Annotated in this window: 13 protein-coding genes, 1 pseudogene and 1 CRISPR repeat array; of the genes and pseudogenes, 9 read left to right on the forward strand and 5 right to left on the reverse strand. The window is 38.2% G+C overall.

Annotated features, from left to right (window positions below; genetic code table 11):
• Positions 1-29 precede the first annotated feature (29 nt).
• The 5 genes from gmd to uvrB all read left to right on the forward strand — a co-directional run bounded on the left by gmd (position 30) and on the right by uvrB (position 6101).
• The gene (gene gmd / locus CAPGI0001_RS06860; RefSeq protein WP_002668338.1) at positions 30-1187 is read left to right on the forward strand and encodes a GDP-mannose 4,6-dehydratase; all 1158 of its coding nucleotides are present in this window, start codon (positions 30-32) and stop codon (positions 1185-1187) included.
• 11 nt (positions 1188-1198) lie between these two features.
• A complete protein-coding gene (locus tag CAPGI0001_RS06865) occupies positions 1199-1738 on the forward strand; it encodes a hypothetical protein (protein WP_002668478.1) in 540 nt (179 codons plus the stop codon).
• Between the two features lie 32 nt (positions 1739-1770).
• Positions 1771-2940, forward strand: a complete 1170-nt coding sequence (locus CAPGI0001_RS06870) for a metallophosphoesterase (RefSeq protein WP_040359889.1) — start codon at positions 1771-1773, stop codon at positions 2938-2940.
• A gap of 87 nt (positions 2941-3027) precedes the next feature.
• The gene (locus CAPGI0001_RS06875) at positions 3028-4101 is read left to right on the forward strand and encodes a GDP-L-fucose synthase family protein (RefSeq protein WP_002668354.1); all 1074 of its coding nucleotides are present in this window, start codon (positions 3028-3030) and stop codon (positions 4099-4101) included.
• Positions 4098-6101 carry an excinuclease ABC subunit UvrB gene (gene uvrB, locus CAPGI0001_RS06880; RefSeq protein WP_002668239.1) on the forward strand — a complete coding sequence of 668 codons (2004 nt, stop codon included), beginning with the start codon at positions 4098-4100 and terminating at the stop codon, positions 6099-6101. Before CAPGI0001_RS06875 ends, uvrB begins: the two co-directional genes overlap by 4 nt.
• On the opposite strand, the gene aroC is transcribed toward uvrB, so the two are convergent.
• From aroC to CAPGI0001_RS06895, 3 genes are all read right to left on the reverse strand, one after another.
• Entirely contained in the window at positions 6083-7156 is a 1074-nt protein-coding gene (gene aroC, locus CAPGI0001_RS06885; protein ID WP_002668412.1) for a chorismate synthase, read from the reverse strand. The two genes, uvrB and aroC, sit on opposite strands and share 19 nt — an antisense overlap.
• 110 nt (positions 7157-7266) lie before the next feature.
• Complete coding sequence (locus CAPGI0001_RS06890) at positions 7267-7878, reverse strand: DUF6707 family protein (protein WP_002668072.1); 612 nt, start codon at positions 7876-7878, stop codon at positions 7267-7269.
• Positions 7879-7905: 27 nt separating this feature from the next.
• Positions 7906-8514, reverse strand: a complete 609-nt coding sequence (locus CAPGI0001_RS06895) for an IMPACT family protein (RefSeq protein WP_002668311.1) — start codon at positions 8512-8514, stop codon at positions 7906-7908.
• A 223-nt stretch (positions 8515-8737) separates the two neighbouring features.
• On the opposite strand from CAPGI0001_RS06895, the gene cas9 reads away from it, so the two are divergent.
• The 4 genes and pseudogenes from cas9 to CAPGI0001_RS06915 all read left to right on the forward strand — a co-directional run bounded on the left by cas9 (position 8738) and on the right by CAPGI0001_RS06915 (position 15685).
• A complete protein-coding gene (gene cas9 / locus CAPGI0001_RS06900) occupies positions 8738-13048 on the forward strand; it encodes a type II CRISPR RNA-guided endonuclease Cas9 (protein WP_002668361.1) in 4311 nt (1436 codons plus the stop codon).
• Positions 13049-13069: 21 nt separating this feature from the next.
• Positions 13070-13315 (forward strand): annotated as a pseudogene (locus tag CAPGI0001_RS06905) (CRISPR-associated endonuclease Cas1); the annotation flags it as partial.
• Positions 13316-13587: 272 nt separating this feature from the next.
• Positions 13588-14670: a CRISPR direct-repeat array (repeat unit 45 nt; unit sequence GTTGTTTGAGATCACAAAGTTACGAATTTGAAAGCAATTCACAAC).
• Positions 14671-14726: 56 nt separating this feature from the next.
• On the forward strand, positions 14727-15197 hold the full coding sequence (locus CAPGI0001_RS06910; protein WP_002668001.1) for a hypothetical protein: 471 nt from the start codon (positions 14727-14729) through the stop codon (positions 15195-15197).
• 50 nt (positions 15198-15247) lie between these two features.
• Positions 15248-15685, forward strand: a complete 438-nt coding sequence (locus CAPGI0001_RS06915; protein ID WP_002667988.1) for a hypothetical protein — start codon at positions 15248-15250, stop codon at positions 15683-15685.
• Positions 15686-16065: 380 nt separating this feature from the next.
• On the opposite strand, the gene CAPGI0001_RS06920 is transcribed toward CAPGI0001_RS06915, so the two are convergent.
• The gene (locus CAPGI0001_RS06920; protein ID WP_002667978.1) at positions 16066-17073 is read right to left on the reverse strand and encodes a 3-oxoacyl-ACP synthase III family protein; all 1008 of its coding nucleotides are present in this window, start codon (positions 17071-17073) and stop codon (positions 16066-16068) included.
• A 64-nt stretch (positions 17074-17137) separates the two neighbouring features.
• Positions 17138-18331 carry an ADP-forming succinate--CoA ligase subunit beta gene (gene sucC, locus CAPGI0001_RS06925; protein ID WP_002668555.1) on the reverse strand — a complete coding sequence of 398 codons (1194 nt, stop codon included), beginning with the start codon at positions 18329-18331 and terminating at the stop codon, positions 17138-17140.
• Positions 18332-18347: the final 16 nt, after the last annotated feature.

Raw genomic sequence — 18347 nt, forward strand, 5'->3', positions numbered from 1 at the left:
AATCGTACCTTTGCACAAACAAATCACTAATGGCAAAAAAAGCACTCATTACAGGAATTACAGGACAGGATGGCGCATATCTCGCTGAATACCTGCTAAAAAAAGGTTATGAAGTACATGGCATGAAGCGCCGTTCGTCCTTGTTTAATACAGATCGTATTGACCATCTGTATCAGGATCCGCATTTAGAAAACCGCAATCTTATCTTGCACTATGGCGACCTTACCGATAGTATGAACATCACCCGCCTTATCCAAGAGGTACAACCTGATGAGATCTACAACTTGGCAGCCATGAGCCACGTACATGTGAGCTTCCAAACCCCTGAGTATGTAGGTAATGCTGATGGATTGGGGACCTTACGTATCTTGGAAGCTGTACGCTTATTAGGGCTAACTGAGAAAACACGTATCTATCAGGCTTCTACTTCAGAACTATATGGATTGGTACAGGAAGTACCACAAAGTGAGAGAACACCTTTCTATCCACGCTCTCCCTATGCAGTGGCTAAGCTCTATGCGTACTGGATTACCGTGAATTATCGTGAAGCATACAAGATGCACGCTTCCAATGGGATTCTCTTCAACCATGAATCGCCTATCCGTGGGGAAACTTTCGTGACACGCAAGGTAACTCGCGCCCTAAGCCGTGTAGCCTTGGGTATGCAAGAGCGTTTCTATATGGGAAATCTCAGCTCTCAGCGTGACTGGGGACATGCCAAGGATTATATCAAGGCTATGTACCTTATCCTACAACAAGATACACCTTCTGACTATGTAATCGCTACAGGTATCACTACGGCTATCCGTGATTTCATTGCTTTGGCTGGAAAGGAAATTGGCCTCACCGTAGAATTCAAGGGTGAAGGTATCGAGGAAAAAGGATATATCACCGCGGTGGATAAAGTAGTTTTCTCTGAAAAAGTAGGCGAAAAATACCTCCCTCATATAGAAGAAAAAATAGCTAAAAATGAAGCTGTAGTATTAGTGGATCCTCAGTATTTCCGCCCTACCGAAGTGGATTTGCTTATAGGAGACCCTACCAAATCACAAACTGTCTTGGGTTGGAAACCTCAGTATGATCTCAAATCATTGGTGGAAGATATGATGCGTTCCGATATCAAGCTCTTTAAGCGGGATGCCTACCTTAAGGAAGGTGGTTTTACTATTATGAATTATTTCGAATAAAAAAAGACTCTATGGAACTTACTCAAAAGCTCAGACATATCTTCATCAGTGACTTAGAAAAGTGCTCTCCTCTTATGGAAGAGGATTTGAAAGGGTTACTTACCAATAGTACCATTCCCTACCTTGAAGGCAAAGATGAAACAGATGTGAGGGCTTTTTGCTTTGAGTATGACCATGACGACATGTCTATTTCTTTCTATGCCTTAGGGGAAAAGAGTGAAATAATCTCAGACATATGCCTACTCCTTACTGAAAGGGAAGAAAATCACTTTCCTTCGGATAGGTATGCCTCGCAGGAGGAGATCTTGGAAGATCTTTTATATGAAACCTCTCTTGAGGAAGCCCAAATAGAAGACCTTTTAAGTGAATATAGAAAAGAAAAACTATCTATTTTCACTCATTGGTTTATAGCTCGTTGGAAAAATGTAACAGAACAGCTCAACATAACGATTGATGCCTATTTCTCCAAAATCAATGCCTTATATAAAACGGATCTGAATAGCTTAGAGCCTATCAGCACTGAAGAAATAGAGGAAAAATACAACACGTAATATAATAAAACACAAATTCATATTATTATTTTATGAGAAGATTTAATTTTATGTATGCTGCCGCTATGGGATTGCTTACCTTGGGCAGTAATCTATCCGTAAATGCACAGACAAAAGTGCATTATTCTGAGAAAAGGTTGAAGGCTGATACCTCAAAAGCGGATTTTGATGGGCCTTACATCTTCTACACCCAGACAGAGGCAGTGGTAAAACAAATTGTTGAAAAAAATCAACAAGCGACTCTGGTAAGTGAGACGTTCAAGAATCCTATTGCAGGAAAAAAACTCACATGTTATGTAGACAACAAAGAGCATTTCTCTTTTAAAGTACAGGAGCTACTACAGAACCAACCTTCTGTGTATCAAATGCCTGAAAAGCTCATTGCTATCTCTGACATAGAGGGACGTTATCAGGAATTCAAGCAGTTCCTTATCGCCAACAAAGTGATGGACAAAAACTACAAATGGACTTTTGGTAAAGGACATTTGGTAACTGTAGGAGATTTCTTTGATCGTGGGTTGTTAGTCAATCAGACACTTTGGCTTATCTACTCTTTGGAAGAACAAGCAGAAAAAGCAGGGGGAAAAGTGCATTTTATCTTAGGAAATCACGACCTCATGAATATGAAGAATGACTTCCGCTACACTCGCAAGAAATACCTTGAAAATGCCAAACTTATGGGCGTAGAATACTACGATTTGTACAAACCTAATACAGAGTTAGGCCGTTGGTTAGCTACTAAAAATATCTTAGAAAAGATTGGGGACTATATCTTTATCCATGCTGGTATTTCCAAGGAAGTAAGTGATCTTAACCTTGGAGTAGAGGGTATTAATAAGTTCGCCAGAAGCTTCTACTTCGATAATGTAGAGGACAGAGCAGGGGTGGATCCTTTGCGTTCTGTAGTCTATATGCGTGGAAAAAGTCCTACCTGGTACCGCGGATATGGTAAGGAAACTATTGACAAAAATGAGTTTGCTGCCATCGCTAAGAATATGGGGGCTAAGAAGTTTGTCATCGGTCATACCCTTCATGAGTCAGTAACCTACCTTATGGACAAGCAAGTAATTGACTTGGATGTACTTCATGCTCAAGGAACTACCCAAGGACTACTCATTGAAAACGGACAAGAATACATGGTGGATATACAAGGACAGAAATCCGCTATCAAAGAACGTGCTAAGGAAGTTGATGACGATTAATCATTTATAAACTAACAACTATGAAAAATCAATTTAGAATACTTTCTTGGTTATTCTAAATTGATTTTTTTTACTTATTACACTATTATGAACAAAAATGCGAAAATTTATGTAGCTGGACACCGAGGTCTTGTAGGATCGGCTATTTGGAAAAATCTTAAAAATAAGGGATATACAAACCTCATAGGACGTACTCACACTGAGTTAGACTTGCGCAATACACAAGAAGTCAATGCTTTCTTTGAAAAAGAAAAGCCCGAGTATGTATTCTTGGCTGCTGCCAAAGTAGGAGGTATCTTGGCCAATAATACCTATCGTGCAGACTTTATCTATGAAAATCTCATGATTCAGAATAATGTGATCCATGCAGCTTATGAGAATGGAGTAAAGAAACTTCTTTTCTTGGGTAGTACTTGTATCTACCCTAAGGAAGCTCCTCAGCCTATGCCTGAGGACTGTTTGCTTACCTCTCCTTTGGAATATACCAATGAGCCTTATGCCATTGCCAAGATTGCTGGCATCAAGATGTGTGAGAGCTATAACTTACAATATGATACCAATTTTATCTCAGTAATGCCTACCAATCTCTATGGACCTAATGACAATTTTGACTTAGAGAAATCTCACGTATTGCCAGCTATGATTCGTAAGATCCACTTGGCCAAAGCCCTCCTTGAGAATGATTGGCAGACAATCAAAAAAGACCTCAACAAGCGCCCTATTGAGGGCTATATCACAGGAGAGAGCAAACAAGAAGATATTATCTTGGCACTTGCCAAATATGGTATATTCAAGGACAAAGTAGAACTTTGGGGTACTGGCACACCTCTGAGAGAGTTTCTTTGGAGTGAGGACATGGCCGATGCGTGTGTGTTTATCATGGAACGTATCAACTTTAAGGACACCTATACTACCGATAACAAGGAAATACGAAATACTCATATCAATATAGGTACTGGTTCCGATCTAAGTATTAAAGCTCTTGCCGAACTGATTCGTGAAGCTATTGGCTACAAGGGAACAATAGAGTTCGATAGCTCCAAACCTGATGGGACTATGAAAAAACTCACCGACCCTACCAAGCTACACAACTTAGGTTGGAAACATTCGGTTTCCTTAGAAAAAGGCGTTAAGATGATGTACGAACATTACCTCAAATGAAATTCCAATTAGTATCCGATTTTAAACCTATGGGCGACCAGCCTGCAGCCATTGCCTCCTTAGTGAATGGTATTAATGACCAAGAAAAATACCAAACGCTCTTAGGGGTTACAGGCTCTGGAAAGACTTTTACCATAGCCAATGTAGTAGAGCAGGTACAGGTGCCTACTTTGGTTTTAGCGCATAACAAAACCCTTGCGGCTCAGCTCTATAATGAGTTCAAGGCTTTCTTCCCCAATAATGCAGTAGAGTACTTCGTATCCTATTATGACTACTACCAACCAGAAGCATATATCCCTGTTACTGGGGTATATATAGAGAAAGATTTGTCTATCAATGAGGATATCGAGCGAATGCGCCTTAGTACTACCTCTGCCCTACTCTCTGGCCGTCGCGATGTGCTCGTGGTAGCTTCTGTGTCCTGCCTGTATGGTATCGGAAACCCTTTGGAGTTCCAGAAGAATGTCATCTCTATAGAAGAAGGGCAAACGCTCACCCGTACCAAGTTTATGCACCAACTGGTACAAAGCCTCTATGCGCGTACTACGGCCGACTTCCTTCACGGAAACTTCAGGGTAAAGGGGGATGTTATTGATGTCTTCCCTGGGTATAGTGAAACACCTATTCGGGTACATTTCTTCGGGAATGAAATCGAACTAATAGAATCCTTTGACCGCGAGACGAACAAGACCATAGAACGCTTGGATAAACTCAATATCTACCCTGCCAATATGTTTGTTACCTCTCCCGATGTGCTGCAGGCCGCTATTCGTGATATTCAAGATGACTTGGTCAAGCAAATAGAGTTCTTCCAATCGGTAGGAAAAACCTTGGAAGCAAAGCGTTTGGAAGAGCGTACTAATTTTGACTTAGAGATGATACGTGAGCTTGGCTATTGCTCTGGAATAGAAAACTATTCGCGCTACTTGGACAGGCGTCCCCCAGGGAGTCGCCCTTTCTGCCTAATAGATTATTTTCCTAAGGACTTCCTTATGGTGATAGACGAGAGCCACGCTACCGTTCCCCAAGTACGCGCTATGTATGGGGGCGACAGGAGTAGAAAAGAGAACTTGGTAGAGTATGGTTTCCGCCTTCCTGCAGCGATGGACAACCGTCCGCTTAAGTTCGAAGAGTTCGAAGCGCTACAGAATCAGGTGATCTATGTGAGTGCTACCCCCGCAGACTACGAATTGCAGAAGTGCGGAGGCGTATATGTGGAACAGGTCATTCGCCCTACTGGTTTGCTCGACCCTAAGATAGAGGTACGCCCAAGCAAAAACCAAATAGATGACCTCTTGGAAGAAATACAGAAGTGTGTAGAGGAAGACCAGCGCGTACTGGTAACCACCCTTACCAAGCGTATGGCCGAGGAGCTGACTAAGTACCTAACCAAGATGGAGGTACGTTGTCGCTATGTGCATAGTGATGTGGATACGCTGGAGCGTATCGAGATTATGCAAGACCTTAGAAAAGGGCTTTTTGACGTACTTATAGGAGTGAACCTACTCAGGGAAGGATTGGATTTGCCTGAGGTTTCTTTGGTCGCTATCTTGGATGCTGATAAGGAGGGATTTTTGCGCTCAGCTCGTTCTATGACGCAAACGGTAGGACGCGCTGCCCGTAATATAGACGGACGTGCAATTATGTATGCCGATAAAATTACCGACAGTATGCGCGTAACCATTGAGGAAACTGCCTACCGAAGGGAAAAGCAGATGAACTATAACCTTACCCACGGCATCACCCCTCAGCCTCTCCATAAAAAGATTGAAAATGCGCTCAGCAAAAGCCCCATTACAGAATTTCATTACGAGAATACCCCGAAAAAGAAAGAACACTCCCCTACCAAACCTATGAGCAGAGGAGAACTTGAGAAAGAAATACAACAAACTCGCAAGCTGATGGAAGCCGCTTCCAAAGAATTGGACTTCATTCAAGCGGCACACTATCGAGACCTACTCAAGGAGCTTCAGGAAAAGCTTCAAGAAAGCTCCCTATAGGCATTGTGTATCAGCAAATAATCGGCAAGCACCAAGGCAGACATCGCCTCTACGATGGGTACCGCACGAGGTACTACACAGGGGTCGTGTCTGCCTTTTCCTTGGAACTGCACCACCTCCCCTGCCCTATTGATTGTCTCTTGCTCTTGCATAAGGGTTGCCACCGGCTTAAAGGCTACTCGGAAATAGATATCCATCCCATTGGAAATGCCCCCTTGTATGCCCCCCGAGTAGTTGGTACGAGTCGTTCCATCAGGTAGGAATATATCGTTGTTTTGGCTACCTCTTTTTCTAGTAGAGGCGAATCCCCCTCCGTACTCGAAACCTTTTACAGCATTGATAGAGAGCATTGCTTTCCCTAACTCAGCGTGCAGGCGATCGAAAACGGGTTCACCCAGTCCCACAGGAACGCCTTGTATGACACAAGAAACAATCCCTCCTACGGTATCTCCGTCCTTGCGTACCTCTTTGATATAGGCTTCCATTTGCTCTGCCAACACAGGGTCTGGACAGCGTACAGGATTCTTTTCTATTTGGGAAAAATCAAGCAATTGGTGATCCTTTTCAGGCAATGCCAACTCCCCTACAGCTGATACATAGGCAGTAATTTTTATCCCCTTTAGGAACTGCTTGGCGATAGCTCCTGCCACTACGCGAACAGCTGTTTCCCGTGCAGAACTACGTCCGCCCCCACGATGGTCGCGCAAGCCATATTTCTGCTCATACACATAATCCGCGTGAGAGGGGCGATATAGCTCCCTCAAGTGGTCATAGTCCTGAGAATGTTGTTGGGTATTGGCTATGATAAATCCAATAGGTACCCCTGTGGTCTTTCCCTCAAAGATACCCGAAATAAACTGTACCTTATCAGCTTCCTTACGTTGGGTTACAATAGCTGACTGCCCAGGCCGACGCCTATCAAGCTCCCTTTGTATTTCCTCAAAGTCCAATGCGATTCCCGCAGGGCAACCATCAATCACACCACCTATAGCCTCTCCGTGTGATTCGCCAAAGGTAGTGAGCCTAAAAAGATGCCCAAATGTATTTCCTGCCATAATACTGTTTTTATTCAGATAGTTTTTTGTCCATGTAGGCAATCTACAAAAATACGTCTTCCCTACAAAATAGTCAATAAAAAAACACTATTTTCTTTACAAAATAAGGTTCAGTTAAAAAAAGCCTTATCAATATGCTTTGCAATAAATTGCTTTTCCTCCTCAATCATAGGATCCAACTTTTCAATGGGATAAGCTTCTGAGCCTCCTCTAATTTTCATATATTTAAGTATATTATATTGGAGGTAATGATGATGAATCTCTGCCTTAATATCATTGCGTTTTATTGCATTTTCTATTTCTTCCGTATGTAATAGAGATCCATTTAGCACCCTATCCAATATTCTCTTAGATTTACGTTGTTGAGCTTCATCTCCTCTTTCAAATACTAGAGCCATTTTGTCCATAAGGGCTTTAGCTTTTTGAAATTCTTTCCTTTCTTGATATATGAAGTATTCTAATATCAGAACATCTCTCACTTTTTCCCAGATAAGCATATCCCCTGTAAACTCTATTTTATCAATTATACTAGAGGTTTGTAAAGCTAATTCTGCATTTCCCAATACTTCTAATAATATTGCCAATGTTTTTATACTCTGTATGGTATCTACATTCTCTAAATTAGCATTCGTCTTTCTTATAAATTCAATATTTTTTGTAAATACGTCCTGAGAATAAGATTGTAATATCCTATCTAAAATATCTTCTACTTGTGTGTTCATTCTTTTATTATTTAATTTTTACTAACTTTATCCCTCTATCGGTGTGATAGTAACTTCATAAAGCTGCTCAAAAAGCTGTTCTACATAGCTGGCTTCAGCCTTACGCACCTCTACAAGGAGCGTACAGTTCAGTTCTAAGGTCTGGGAAACAACAGTCAGGTTCCTATCCTTGATGATTTTCATCACCTTATTCATATCCTTATAATCAAAGACAATTTGGTAAGTAAGGTCAATGGTGCGTTCCTCTATCTCAGCCTCTTGAAGAGTGAGCTGAGCGGTGGTTTTGTAGGCGGTAATAAGTCCGCCCACGCCCAGCTTAATCCCACCAAAGTAGCGCACTACAATCAGTAGGACATTGGTCAGCTCAAAGGATTGTATCTGCCTATAGATAGGTAGCCCTGCCGTGCCGCTGGGTTCTCCATCATCATTCGCTCTATAGGTAAATTGCTCTTTGCCCAACTGATAAGCATAGCACCAATGTCGTGCAGAAAAGTGTTCTTTCTTTATGGCCTCCAAGTGCATTTTTACTTCCTCTTCGGTAGTAATAGGGTACAAATAACCTATAAACTTACTACTTTTATCCTTATAGATAATGTTAGTAACGGGTTGAGTGATGGTTTTATAGGTATCTGTCATGGGAAGTGAAGAATGAATAGTGAAAGGTGAAAAATAAAGTGCAAAGATATAAAAACAACCCCTATATTACTATAGGGGCTCCTTTAGATGTTTTCACAACGGAATAATCCTTATTGTGAGTTGCTTTCAAATATGGGACAAAAGTACAACTTTTTTTCTAAATAACAAACTTAAATATGAAATTTTTTTATTAAATTTGTAGCGAATTAAACTTATTAAATATATGAAATACATAAAATACATATTAGGATTAGACATAGGTTCCAACTCCATTGGTTGGGCGCTTATTCAGCTAGATCTCTTGCAAAAAACAAAAAGAATTATTGCCGCAGGAAGTAGAATTATCCCTATGGATCAGAAAGTTTTAAGTGATTTTGGAAAAGGAATTACTATTTCTCCGACTGCTCAAAGAACCTCCTATAGAAATGCACGACATTGTCGAGAACGGCATTTGCTACGTCGTGAACGTCTTCATAGGGTACTCCATATTTTAGGCTTCCTGCCTACTCACTATGATAAGCAGATTGATTTTTCAAAGAGATATGGCAAATTTGTAGATAATACAGAACCTAAAATAGCCTATAACGAAGGGAAATTCCTCTTTATGGATAGTTTTCAAGAGATGTTGAGTGATTTTAAATCACATCAGCCTGACTTATTCTATACTAAAAAGAATGGAGAAGAAAGCAAAATTCCCTATGACTGGACAATTTATTACCTTAGGAAAAAAGCACTTTCACAGAAAATCAGCAAAGAAGAGTTGGCTTGGATTATTCTGAACTTCAACCAAAAGAGAGGGTATTATCAATTACGTGAAGAAGAGGGAAATAAGGAGAATGATTTTGAGATTATTTCCTCAAAAATTATATCTGTTATTAAGAAAGATAAAGATAAAAAATATAATAAGTATTGGTATGATATAATTTTAGAAAATGGATTGGTATACCAAGCTGCTTTTTATAATGATTTTGTATATAACTGGATTAATCAGGATAGAGAATTCATAATAGAACGAACTTCTTTAAAAAATGGGGCTGAAAAAGTAAAACTTTCATATCTACCTACTTTTGATGAAATTGATAAGATGGATAAGAAAGAACAGGATAAATACTACAAAAAGATAAAAATTAAAACCGAAAATAGTATTGGAAATAAAACAGTAGGATGCTATATCTATGATCATATTCTGCAAAACCCTAATGAAAAAATCAAAGGGAAATTAGTCCGTACCATTGAGCGAAAATATTACAAAGAAGAACTAAAGGCTATTTTAGAAAAACAAATAGCTCTACAGCCTGAACTATTTACAGATCAATTGTTAGCCGATTGTATTCGAGAACTCTATAGCAAGAATGAAGCACAACAGCGAAATCTCGCAGCAAGAGATTTTGTACATTTGCTTGTAGAAGATATCATTTTCTATCAACGCCCTTTGCGCAGGCAGAAATCAACTCTTGCTAATTGTAGCTTGGAATCTCGTTCCTACATAGATAAGGATAGCCATACTCGTAAAGAAGCCCCTTTGAAGGTATGCCCCAAATCTAACCCCTATTATCAAGAGTTTAGAGTACTCCAATGGTTGCAAAACCTCAAAATATACGAGATAGATAGTGATCAAGAAGTAACCCATCAATTTATAAAGACCTTAGAAGACAAACAGCAACTCTTTGAGTTTCTAATGGCTCAAAAAGAGATTGATTGTGAGGAATTACTAAAGTATTTCCTTAACCAAACTTATCCAAATGCCAAAGAAAAAGCACTAAAGAGTGAGCTGAAGAAATGGAAAGATACTTATCGCTGGAACTATGTATATGATATAGGAGAAAAATCGTCCAAGAAATATCCTATGAATGAGACCAGATATGAGCTTAAGCGACATTTAGAAAAAGTAGCCAACTTACCTGATGATTTCCTTTCCTCAGAAGTAGAATACCTGCTATGGCATTTGATCTATTCGGTTAAAGATAAGGTCGCATATGAGAAAGGCCTAAAGAAATTTGCTCAAAAACATCACTTAGATAAAGATTCTTTTGTAGAGAGTTTCAAGAAATTCAATCCTTACCCCAGTGAATATGGTAGTTTTTCCGAAAAAGCTATCCGAAAACTACTTCCTCTGATGCGTTTTGGCGCTCATTGGGACTTCAACCATATTGATAAGAATACTCAAAAGCGTATAGAAGACCTTATCACAGGAGTAGAAAATGAAGAAATACGTACTATTCTCCGAGAAAAAGCCGAAAAGTATCAGCTTGAAAAGGAAACTGATTTTCAAGACTTACCTCTTTGGCTGGCTCAATATATTGTCTATAACCGACATGCTGAGGCTTCTTCTCTTGAGAAATGGACTTCAGTAAATGATTTGGAGACCTACCTCAATGAGTTCAAGCAACATTCGCTTAGAAACCCTATAGTAGAACAGGTAGTTATGGAAACCTTACGTGTAGTCAGAGATATTTGGCAACAATATGGACAAGGACAAGCCAGTTTCTTTAATGAAATTCATATAGAACTCGGAAGAGAGCTTAAGAAAACCGCTAAAGAAAGAGAAAAACTATCCAAACAAAACCAAAAGAATGAAGATATCAATTTATCTATTAAGGAAAAACTTAAAGAATTGGAAAAGTATAATACAAGAGCTTACTCTATTACACATCAGGAAAAATATAAACTATGGTTGGAACAGAAACATATATCCCCTTACACAGGACAGATTATCTCCCCCGAAAATCTCTTTACAGATAATTATGAAATAGAACATATTATCCCACAAAGTCGATTTTTCGACGATAGTCTTTCTAATAAAGTCGTCTGTGAATCTATTGTAAATAAAGCTCCTTACAAAGACCGGCAATTAGGTTTAGAATTCATTAAAAATCAAGGAGGAAGAATAGTTAAAGAACTCTCCAAGGAAAATAAAACCATAAAAATATTTACCGAGGAACAATACAGAACATTTATAAAGGAACATTATAGTAACAACCCTGAAAAAACAAAGAAACTTCTTTTAGAAGAAATTCCTGAAAAAATGGTTGCTCGCCAAATGAATGATACGTGCTACATCAGTAAGTTTATTTCGGAAATTCTTTCTAAGATAGTACGTTCAGATGAGCAAGACGAAGGGGTTCATTCCAAAAATGTTATTCTATGCACAGGTAAAATTACCTCTATCCTCAGACAGGATTGGGGACTTAATGATATATGGGATAACCTTATCTTGCCTCGTTTTGAACGAATGAATAATTTGTTACAAAAAGAAAAATTTACAATATATAGTATAGAAAAACAGAAGAAAATTCCCGTAGTTCCTATCAATGATCAATTTAAGAGTTTCCAAAAGAAGCGTATAGATCATCGTCATCACGCTATGGATGCCATAATTATAGCTTGTACTACCCGAGAGCATATTAACTATATAAACAACCAACATGCCTTGGAGAAGGAAAAAGATAAAAAGGAAAAACAAGAAGAACGTGACAAACTTAGAGAAAAACTTTGCATCAAAAAGTACAATAATAGAAGTGAAGGAAACTATAGTTGGATATTCAAAAAACCTTGGGATACTTTTACTCAAGAAGTACGAGTTGCCTTAGAAGATATTGTGGTAAGTTTCAAACAAAACCTACGTGTGATTAACAAAGCCACCAACTATTATGAACGTTGGGTAGAAGAAAATGGTAAGTATATTAAGAAAATGGTCAAGCAGGAGGGTACTAACTGGGCTATCCGAAAACCTCTGCATGAGGAAACCATTTCAGGTAAAATTTATTTAGATAGAGAAAAAATAACTAAGAATGATATACTTACTGCTACTAGAAAAACTGTTGATAGTAGTTTTGATGACAAAAGAATAAAAAAAATTACAGACACAGGAATTCAAAAGATACTACTTAATTATCTTAAGTATAAAGGAAGTCCAGAAATAGCCTTTTCCCCCGAAGGATTAGAAGAACTTAATAAAAATTTATCTATTTATAATGATGGGAAGCCTCATAAACCTATCTATAAAGTAAGAATCTATGAAAAGGGAAGTGGTCGATTTGCATTAGGAGAAAAAGGTAGAAAATATAAAAAATATGTACAGGGAGCTTCTAATCTATATTTTGGCATATATCAAGGGGCTAAGCGTTCCTTCGCAACTATTCCGCTCAATGAAGTGATTGAACGCCAGAAACAAGGTCTGCCCTCTGTCCCTGAGTATAATGAAAAAGGAGACCTCTTGCTCTTTAGCCTATCTCCCAATGACTTGGTATATGTCCCTATAGAAGGAGAAATCATAGAAAATATTGATTTCCGAAACCTTTCTAAAGAACAAAAAGAGAGGATATATAATGTAAATGATTTTTCTTCTACTTGTTATTTTACGCCTAATAGAATTGCAAAAGCTATTTTCCCTAAGGAAGTTGATTTGCAAAGAAAAGGAGATAAATTATCTGGTTCTTATGATACTAAAACAGCAAGTCTGGAAGGAATTCAAATAAAAGAAGTCTGTATCAAACTAAAAGTAGACCGTTTAGGGAATATTAGTAAAGCCTAAAATACTTAACATCAATAAGCTATGTTATACCGTTCTATTTATATAGGTAACCCAGCTTATTTGAAGCTGAAAGACAAACAATTAAAGGTTACTGACCCTGAAACCAAAGAAGAAAAAGGCAGTGTCCCTATAGAAGATATAGGGCTACTGATGCTTGATCATTACCAAATTACCCTCTCTCACCAGCTGATACAGGAACTCATGAAGAATAATGTAATCCTTATCAGCTGCGATGAGCGGCATGTCCCCTTGGCAAGAAGAATGCCGAGGTACATATCAACCGTGTCAAGCAATGGCTACCTCCTTATGGAAAAGTAGCTATACTGACTATCACCGACAAGCAATTTGAAGGAATAGAAATCTTCTATTGTCAGGCGAAAAAAGCTCCTCCAAAGGAGTGCATTCAACTCTCTCTTTTTTAAATTTTAGAAAACGAAAAACCTTCCTTTTTATTCCCTTGATAGAATAAAAGAGAAGGTTTTTTCTTTTTGAACTTTTACGATAACTAACAGACAATCAATCTCTTTTTAAAGATTGAGGTTGTTTGAGATCACAAAGTTACGAATTTGAAAGCAATTCACAACCCAATTAGGGTTGGGGTTTCCCTGAACACGTTGTTTGAGATCACAAAGTTACGAATTTGAAAGCAATTCACAACACTCTCGTACCTGTAAGATCTTCATCTGTGTTGTTTGAGATCACAAAGTTACGAATTTGAAAGCAATTCACAACATATCTCCACCTTTTTCCTTTGTATAGAGGTTGTTTGAGATCACAAAGTTACGAATTTGAAAGCAATTCACAACCCCAATCTTCCTTGAAACCATACTTCTTTAGTTGTTTGAGATCACAAAGTTACGAATTTGAAAGCAATTCACAACTCTGCGAACTTTTCTTGCAGATTGAAAGGTTGTTTGAGATCACAAAGTTACGAATTTGAAAGCAATTCACAACGCGGGTATTCTCCATAAGGCTGAATGTTATGTTGTTTGAGATCACAAAGTTACGAATTTGAAAGCAATTCACAACCCTCGCTTGTACTTGGCGTGTAATGTTAAGTTGTTTGAGATCACAAAGTTACGAATTTGAAAGCAATTCACAACAACTGCAAAAAACAATATATACTAGATAGTCGTTGTTTGAGATCACAAAGTTACGAATTTGAAAGCAATTCACAACACTATACAGCATTTGATTATGAAATAATGTTGTTTGAGATCACAAAGTTACGAATTTGAAAGCAATTCACAACCACCAACCGGAAAGCGTAGCCCGTGTTGTTGTTTGAGATCACAAAGTTACGAATTTGAAAGCAATTCACAACCTAATTCAGTAGGACTTGACAGCCGAAAGGTGTTGTTTGAGATCACAAAGTTACGAATTTGAAAGCAATTCACAACTTAGCTTGAGGGTATCAGCATTTGGGCGATGTTGTTTGAGATCACAAGTTACGAATTTGAAAGCAATTCACAACTGTATAAGGAAACTGAGGTTACAAAGAAAGGTTGTTTGAGATCACAAAGTTACGAATTTGAAAGCAATTCACAACGCGAAGATGTACAATATTTGTTTTACCAGTTGTTTGAGGTCACAAAGTTACGAATTTGAAAGCAATTCACAACTTTAAAATATTTGTACAAATATTTTAAAAGTTGTATCTTTGCAAAGTCAAATTAAAATGAAAAGTATTTTAAAACTAAGCTTAATTCTTACATTCTTGGCAGGATGTAATGGTGGTACTCCCTCCGTATTTTCTCCTTCTTATAATTCTGTAAGTGATTTTGAAGGGGAGTATATAGCCTATGATGAAGATGGAAAAATCCTATATGGAGGAAAACCATTCGCCAAGGTTGAAAAATTTAATAATGATTATCACTTTGTTGCTTTAGCTGATACTCTCAAAGATTTTAATGTGCAACCAACTCTTTCCATGATTGAAAAAGAAGTCATAGAAAGATCCTCTAAAAAAATTCCAAGATATGAACTAAATATATCAGGAGTGAAAGGTAATTATGTATTTCTATGCAAGATAAAAAAGGGAGAAAAATTCTATTATAACAAAAAAACAGCTCCTACTAATTTTATGTTGGATTTAAACTATGTAGACTATTCAAAAACCTTCTTTATAGAAAAAAATAATACAAAATAATAATAATTATAATACATATATTAAATATAATACATTAAAATTAATTTGCCATGTTTCAAGATAAATTAAGAAATGATATAGATACCTGGTTCTATTATAACAGACCAGGTTTCGAACCCAGTAGAGAGTTTATTGATAATATCATCAATAATGAACTAAAGGATGAACTTGTAGACCTGGAAACAGGAAATATGAGGATTATCCTAAGCGAATATCTACGTTTAAATTATGGAAGCTTAGCTTTCGAAATTATTCAGGAGGTTTTGGGAGAGGACGAATTTGAAGAGTACCGAAATTTCCTTGATAATTTAATACCTTTTGTAAAGCAAGGGGATATGGAAATGCTCGTCAATAGAGTAGCTCAGAGACGAATTATTGAGAAGTATGGTAGTGAACTAAAGGATTTATTAGATAACCAACCTCTTTATGAAGAAATCAGGGAGGTAATTAGGGAAGTAATGAAAACTTGGAAAGATTTCGATGTATAAGATATTGTTTTTCTTTTATGCAGCAAATTAAATAAGGGAGCTTAAAGCTCCCTTATTTAATTTCACTAAAGATTTTATTGTACATATAATAGAAATAGAAAAACCTTGTTTTACTCCCACTTACTATCCTTTTTATCCTGTTTGGAAAGACTATAAATTCCTTTATTTTATTGTTTGAGTGGGTAATAGTAGTCTTATACTTTTACACCCATATTAGTAGTTTTTTTCAGATCAAAAAGTTACGAATTTGAAAGCAATTCACAAGTAGAAATAATAAACCAAAGTGTAAATATATAAAAAAGCCCTGAAGGTACTCAGGGCTCTAAATGTTTTTCTAAAAGGATATAATTAGCTTCTTAATCAAGGAGTCGCATAAAGGACTAATACCTAATCACTACGCTTCCCCAAGTGAAACCACTACCAAAAGCAGCTAAGACAAGCAAATCATTTTCCTTGACACGTCCTTGTTCCACCGCTTCCGCTAAGGCTATTCCTATAGACGCTGCTGTCGTGTTCCCATATTTCTGAATATTGTTGAACACCTGAGCATCAGAAAGTTTGAATTTCTGTTGGATAAACTGGGATATACGCAAGTTGGCTTGGTGGGGGATGAATAGATCTATATCCCCTTCGGTAAGGTTGTTAGCCTTAAGCCCCTCCATAATCACTTCTGAGAAGCGTACCACAGCATTCTTGAAGACAAATTGTCCATTCATATAAGGGTAATAGGAGGTATCTTCTGGGTCATTTTCCTTGATAAGATCGGTAACCCACTTCTTCCCTACTCCAGGGGTAACGATAGCCAATTCCTCTGCATGCGCACCCTCACTGTGTAGGTGTGAAGAGAGAATACCTTTACCTTCCTGGGTAGTGCGAGAGAGTACCACAGCTCCTGCCCCATCTCCGAAAAGTACTGCCATATTGCGCCCTCGTGTGTTGAGGTCTAAGGCGGGCGACTGCATCTCAGAAGCTATTACCAAGATATTCTTATACATCCCTGTTTTGATAAACTGATCTGCTACTGATAGGGCATATACAAAGCCTGAACATTGGTTGCGTATATCCAAAGCTCCTATGGTACCAAGACCTAACTCTTTCTGAGCTAAAACCCCACAACCAGGGAAATAATAATCGGGACTAAGGGTCGCAAAGATAAGAAAATCGATATCTTCCTTATTTATTTTCGCTTTTTCTATAGCTCTCTCGGCGGCACGTACCCCCATGGAGGTAGTAGTATCTTTCCCTCGGGTGGCAAATCGTCGTTGTTCTATCCCTGTACGCTCTCTAATCCACTCATCGGAAGTATCCATCAGCTTAGAGAGATCATCATTGGTTACAATATTTTCTGGCACATAATAGCCTGTTCCTATAATAGTTGAATTATACATAAGTTATTTAACATTAAAAAGAAAGCCTTGATAACAAGGCTTTCTATTACAATATGATACTTGGTTACTTTAGTACTTCTTTTACTTTGTCAGCTGCTTCTTGGAACTGAATAGCTGAATGCACAGCCAATCCTGATTTGTCAATAATCTCTTTGGCAATCTCAGCATTAGTTCCCTGTAGGCGAACGATAATAGGCACTTTAATATCAGTTCCCATATTCTTATAAGCATCTACAATACCTTGTGCTACACGGTCACAACGTACGATACCTCCAAAGATATTCACTAATATTGCCTTTACATTTGGATCTTTTAGGATGATACGGAAAGCTGTTTCTACACGAGCGGCATCGGCAGTACCTCCTACATCCAAGAAGTTAGCAGGTTCTCCTCCCGCTTGTTTGATAAGGTCCATGGTAGCCATCGCAAGACCAGCGCCATTGACCATACATCCCACATTACCATCCAAGTCTACATAGTTAAGACCCGCGGCTTTGGCTTCTACCTCGATAGGTCGCTCCTCACGAGTATCTCGCAATTCGGCATAGTCCTTATGACGGAAAAGAGCGTTATCATCTATGGTAACTTTGGCATCTACCGCAAGTATTTTATTATCAGAGGTTTTGAGCACTGGGTTGATTTCGAACAAATTCGCATCAGAAGTGATATAAGCTTTGTATAGTGAAGTTACGAACTTGACCATTTCCTTGAAAGCCTCTCCTTCCAGTCCTAAATTAAAAGCTACATTTCTTGCTTGAAAAGGGAGCAATCCCAATTCTGGGTCTATCTCTTCAGTAAAGATTAGGTGAGGAGTTTTTTCAGCGACTGCTTCTATATCCATACCTCCTTCGGTAGAATACATAATCATATTCTTTCCTTTAGCACGATTCAGTAGGATCGACATGTAGTATTCCTTAGGCTCGCTTTCTCCTGGGTAGAATACATCCTCAGCGATAAGTACTTGGTGTACTTTTTTTCCTTCCTTAGGGGTTTGTGGAGTTACCAAATGCATCCCTATGATTTGGGAAGAAATTTCTTTAACCTGCTCCAAGTTCTTAGCAAGCTTCACGCCTCCTCCTTTTCCTCGTCCTCCTGCATGGATTTGAGCTTTTACTACATACCATTGTGTTCCTGTTTGTTCTGTAAGCTTTTCTGCTGCTTTGACAGCTTCATCGGCTGTAGTGGCTACAATACCACGCTGTACACGTACACCGAAGCTTGAGAGAATTTCCTTTCCTTGATATTCATGTAAATTCATAATATAACTTTAATTT

It is taken from the genome of Capnocytophaga gingivalis ATCC 33624 (assembly GCF_000174755.1).
GTDB lineage: Bacteria > Bacteroidota > Bacteroidia > Flavobacteriales > Flavobacteriaceae > Capnocytophaga > Capnocytophaga gingivalis.

What these genes read in the sequence shown, in the direction of transcription:
- gmd (WP_002668338.1), top strand. Translation starts at nt 30, where the DNA reads ATGGCAAAAAAAGCACTCATTACAGGAATTACAGGACAGGATGGCGCA.
- CAPGI0001_RS06865 (WP_002668478.1), top strand. Translation starts at nt 1,199, where the DNA reads ATGGAACTTACTCAAAAGCTCAGACATATCTTCATCAGTGACTTAGAA.
- CAPGI0001_RS06870 (WP_040359889.1), top strand. Translation starts at nt 1,771, where the DNA reads ATGAGAAGATTTAATTTTATGTATGCTGCCGCTATGGGATTGCTTACC.
- CAPGI0001_RS06875 (WP_002668354.1), top strand. Translation starts at nt 3,028, where the DNA reads ATGAACAAAAATGCGAAAATTTATGTAGCTGGACACCGAGGTCTTGTA.
- uvrB (WP_002668239.1), top strand. Translation starts at nt 4,098, where the DNA reads ATGAAATTCCAATTAGTATCCGATTTTAAACCTATGGGCGACCAGCCT.
- aroC (WP_002668412.1), bottom strand. Translation starts at nt 7,156, where the DNA reads ATGGCAGGAAATACATTTGGGCATCTTTTTAGGCTCACTACCTTTGGC.
- CAPGI0001_RS06890 (WP_002668072.1), bottom strand. Translation starts at nt 7,878, where the DNA reads ATGAACACACAAGTAGAAGATATTTTAGATAGGATATTACAATCTTAT.
- CAPGI0001_RS06895 (WP_002668311.1), bottom strand. Translation starts at nt 8,514, where the DNA reads ATGACAGATACCTATAAAACCATCACTCAACCCGTTACTAACATTATC.
- cas9 (WP_002668361.1), top strand. Translation starts at nt 8,738, where the DNA reads ATGAAATACATAAAATACATATTAGGATTAGACATAGGTTCCAACTCC.
- CAPGI0001_RS06910 (WP_002668001.1), top strand. Translation starts at nt 14,727, where the DNA reads ATGAAAAGTATTTTAAAACTAAGCTTAATTCTTACATTCTTGGCAGGA.
- CAPGI0001_RS06915 (WP_002667988.1), top strand. Translation starts at nt 15,248, where the DNA reads ATGTTTCAAGATAAATTAAGAAATGATATAGATACCTGGTTCTATTAT.
- CAPGI0001_RS06920 (WP_002667978.1), bottom strand. Translation starts at nt 17,073, where the DNA reads ATGTATAATTCAACTATTATAGGAACAGGCTATTATGTGCCAGAAAAT.
- sucC (WP_002668555.1), bottom strand. Translation starts at nt 18,331, where the DNA reads ATGAATTTACATGAATATCAAGGAAAGGAAATTCTCTCAAGCTTCGGT.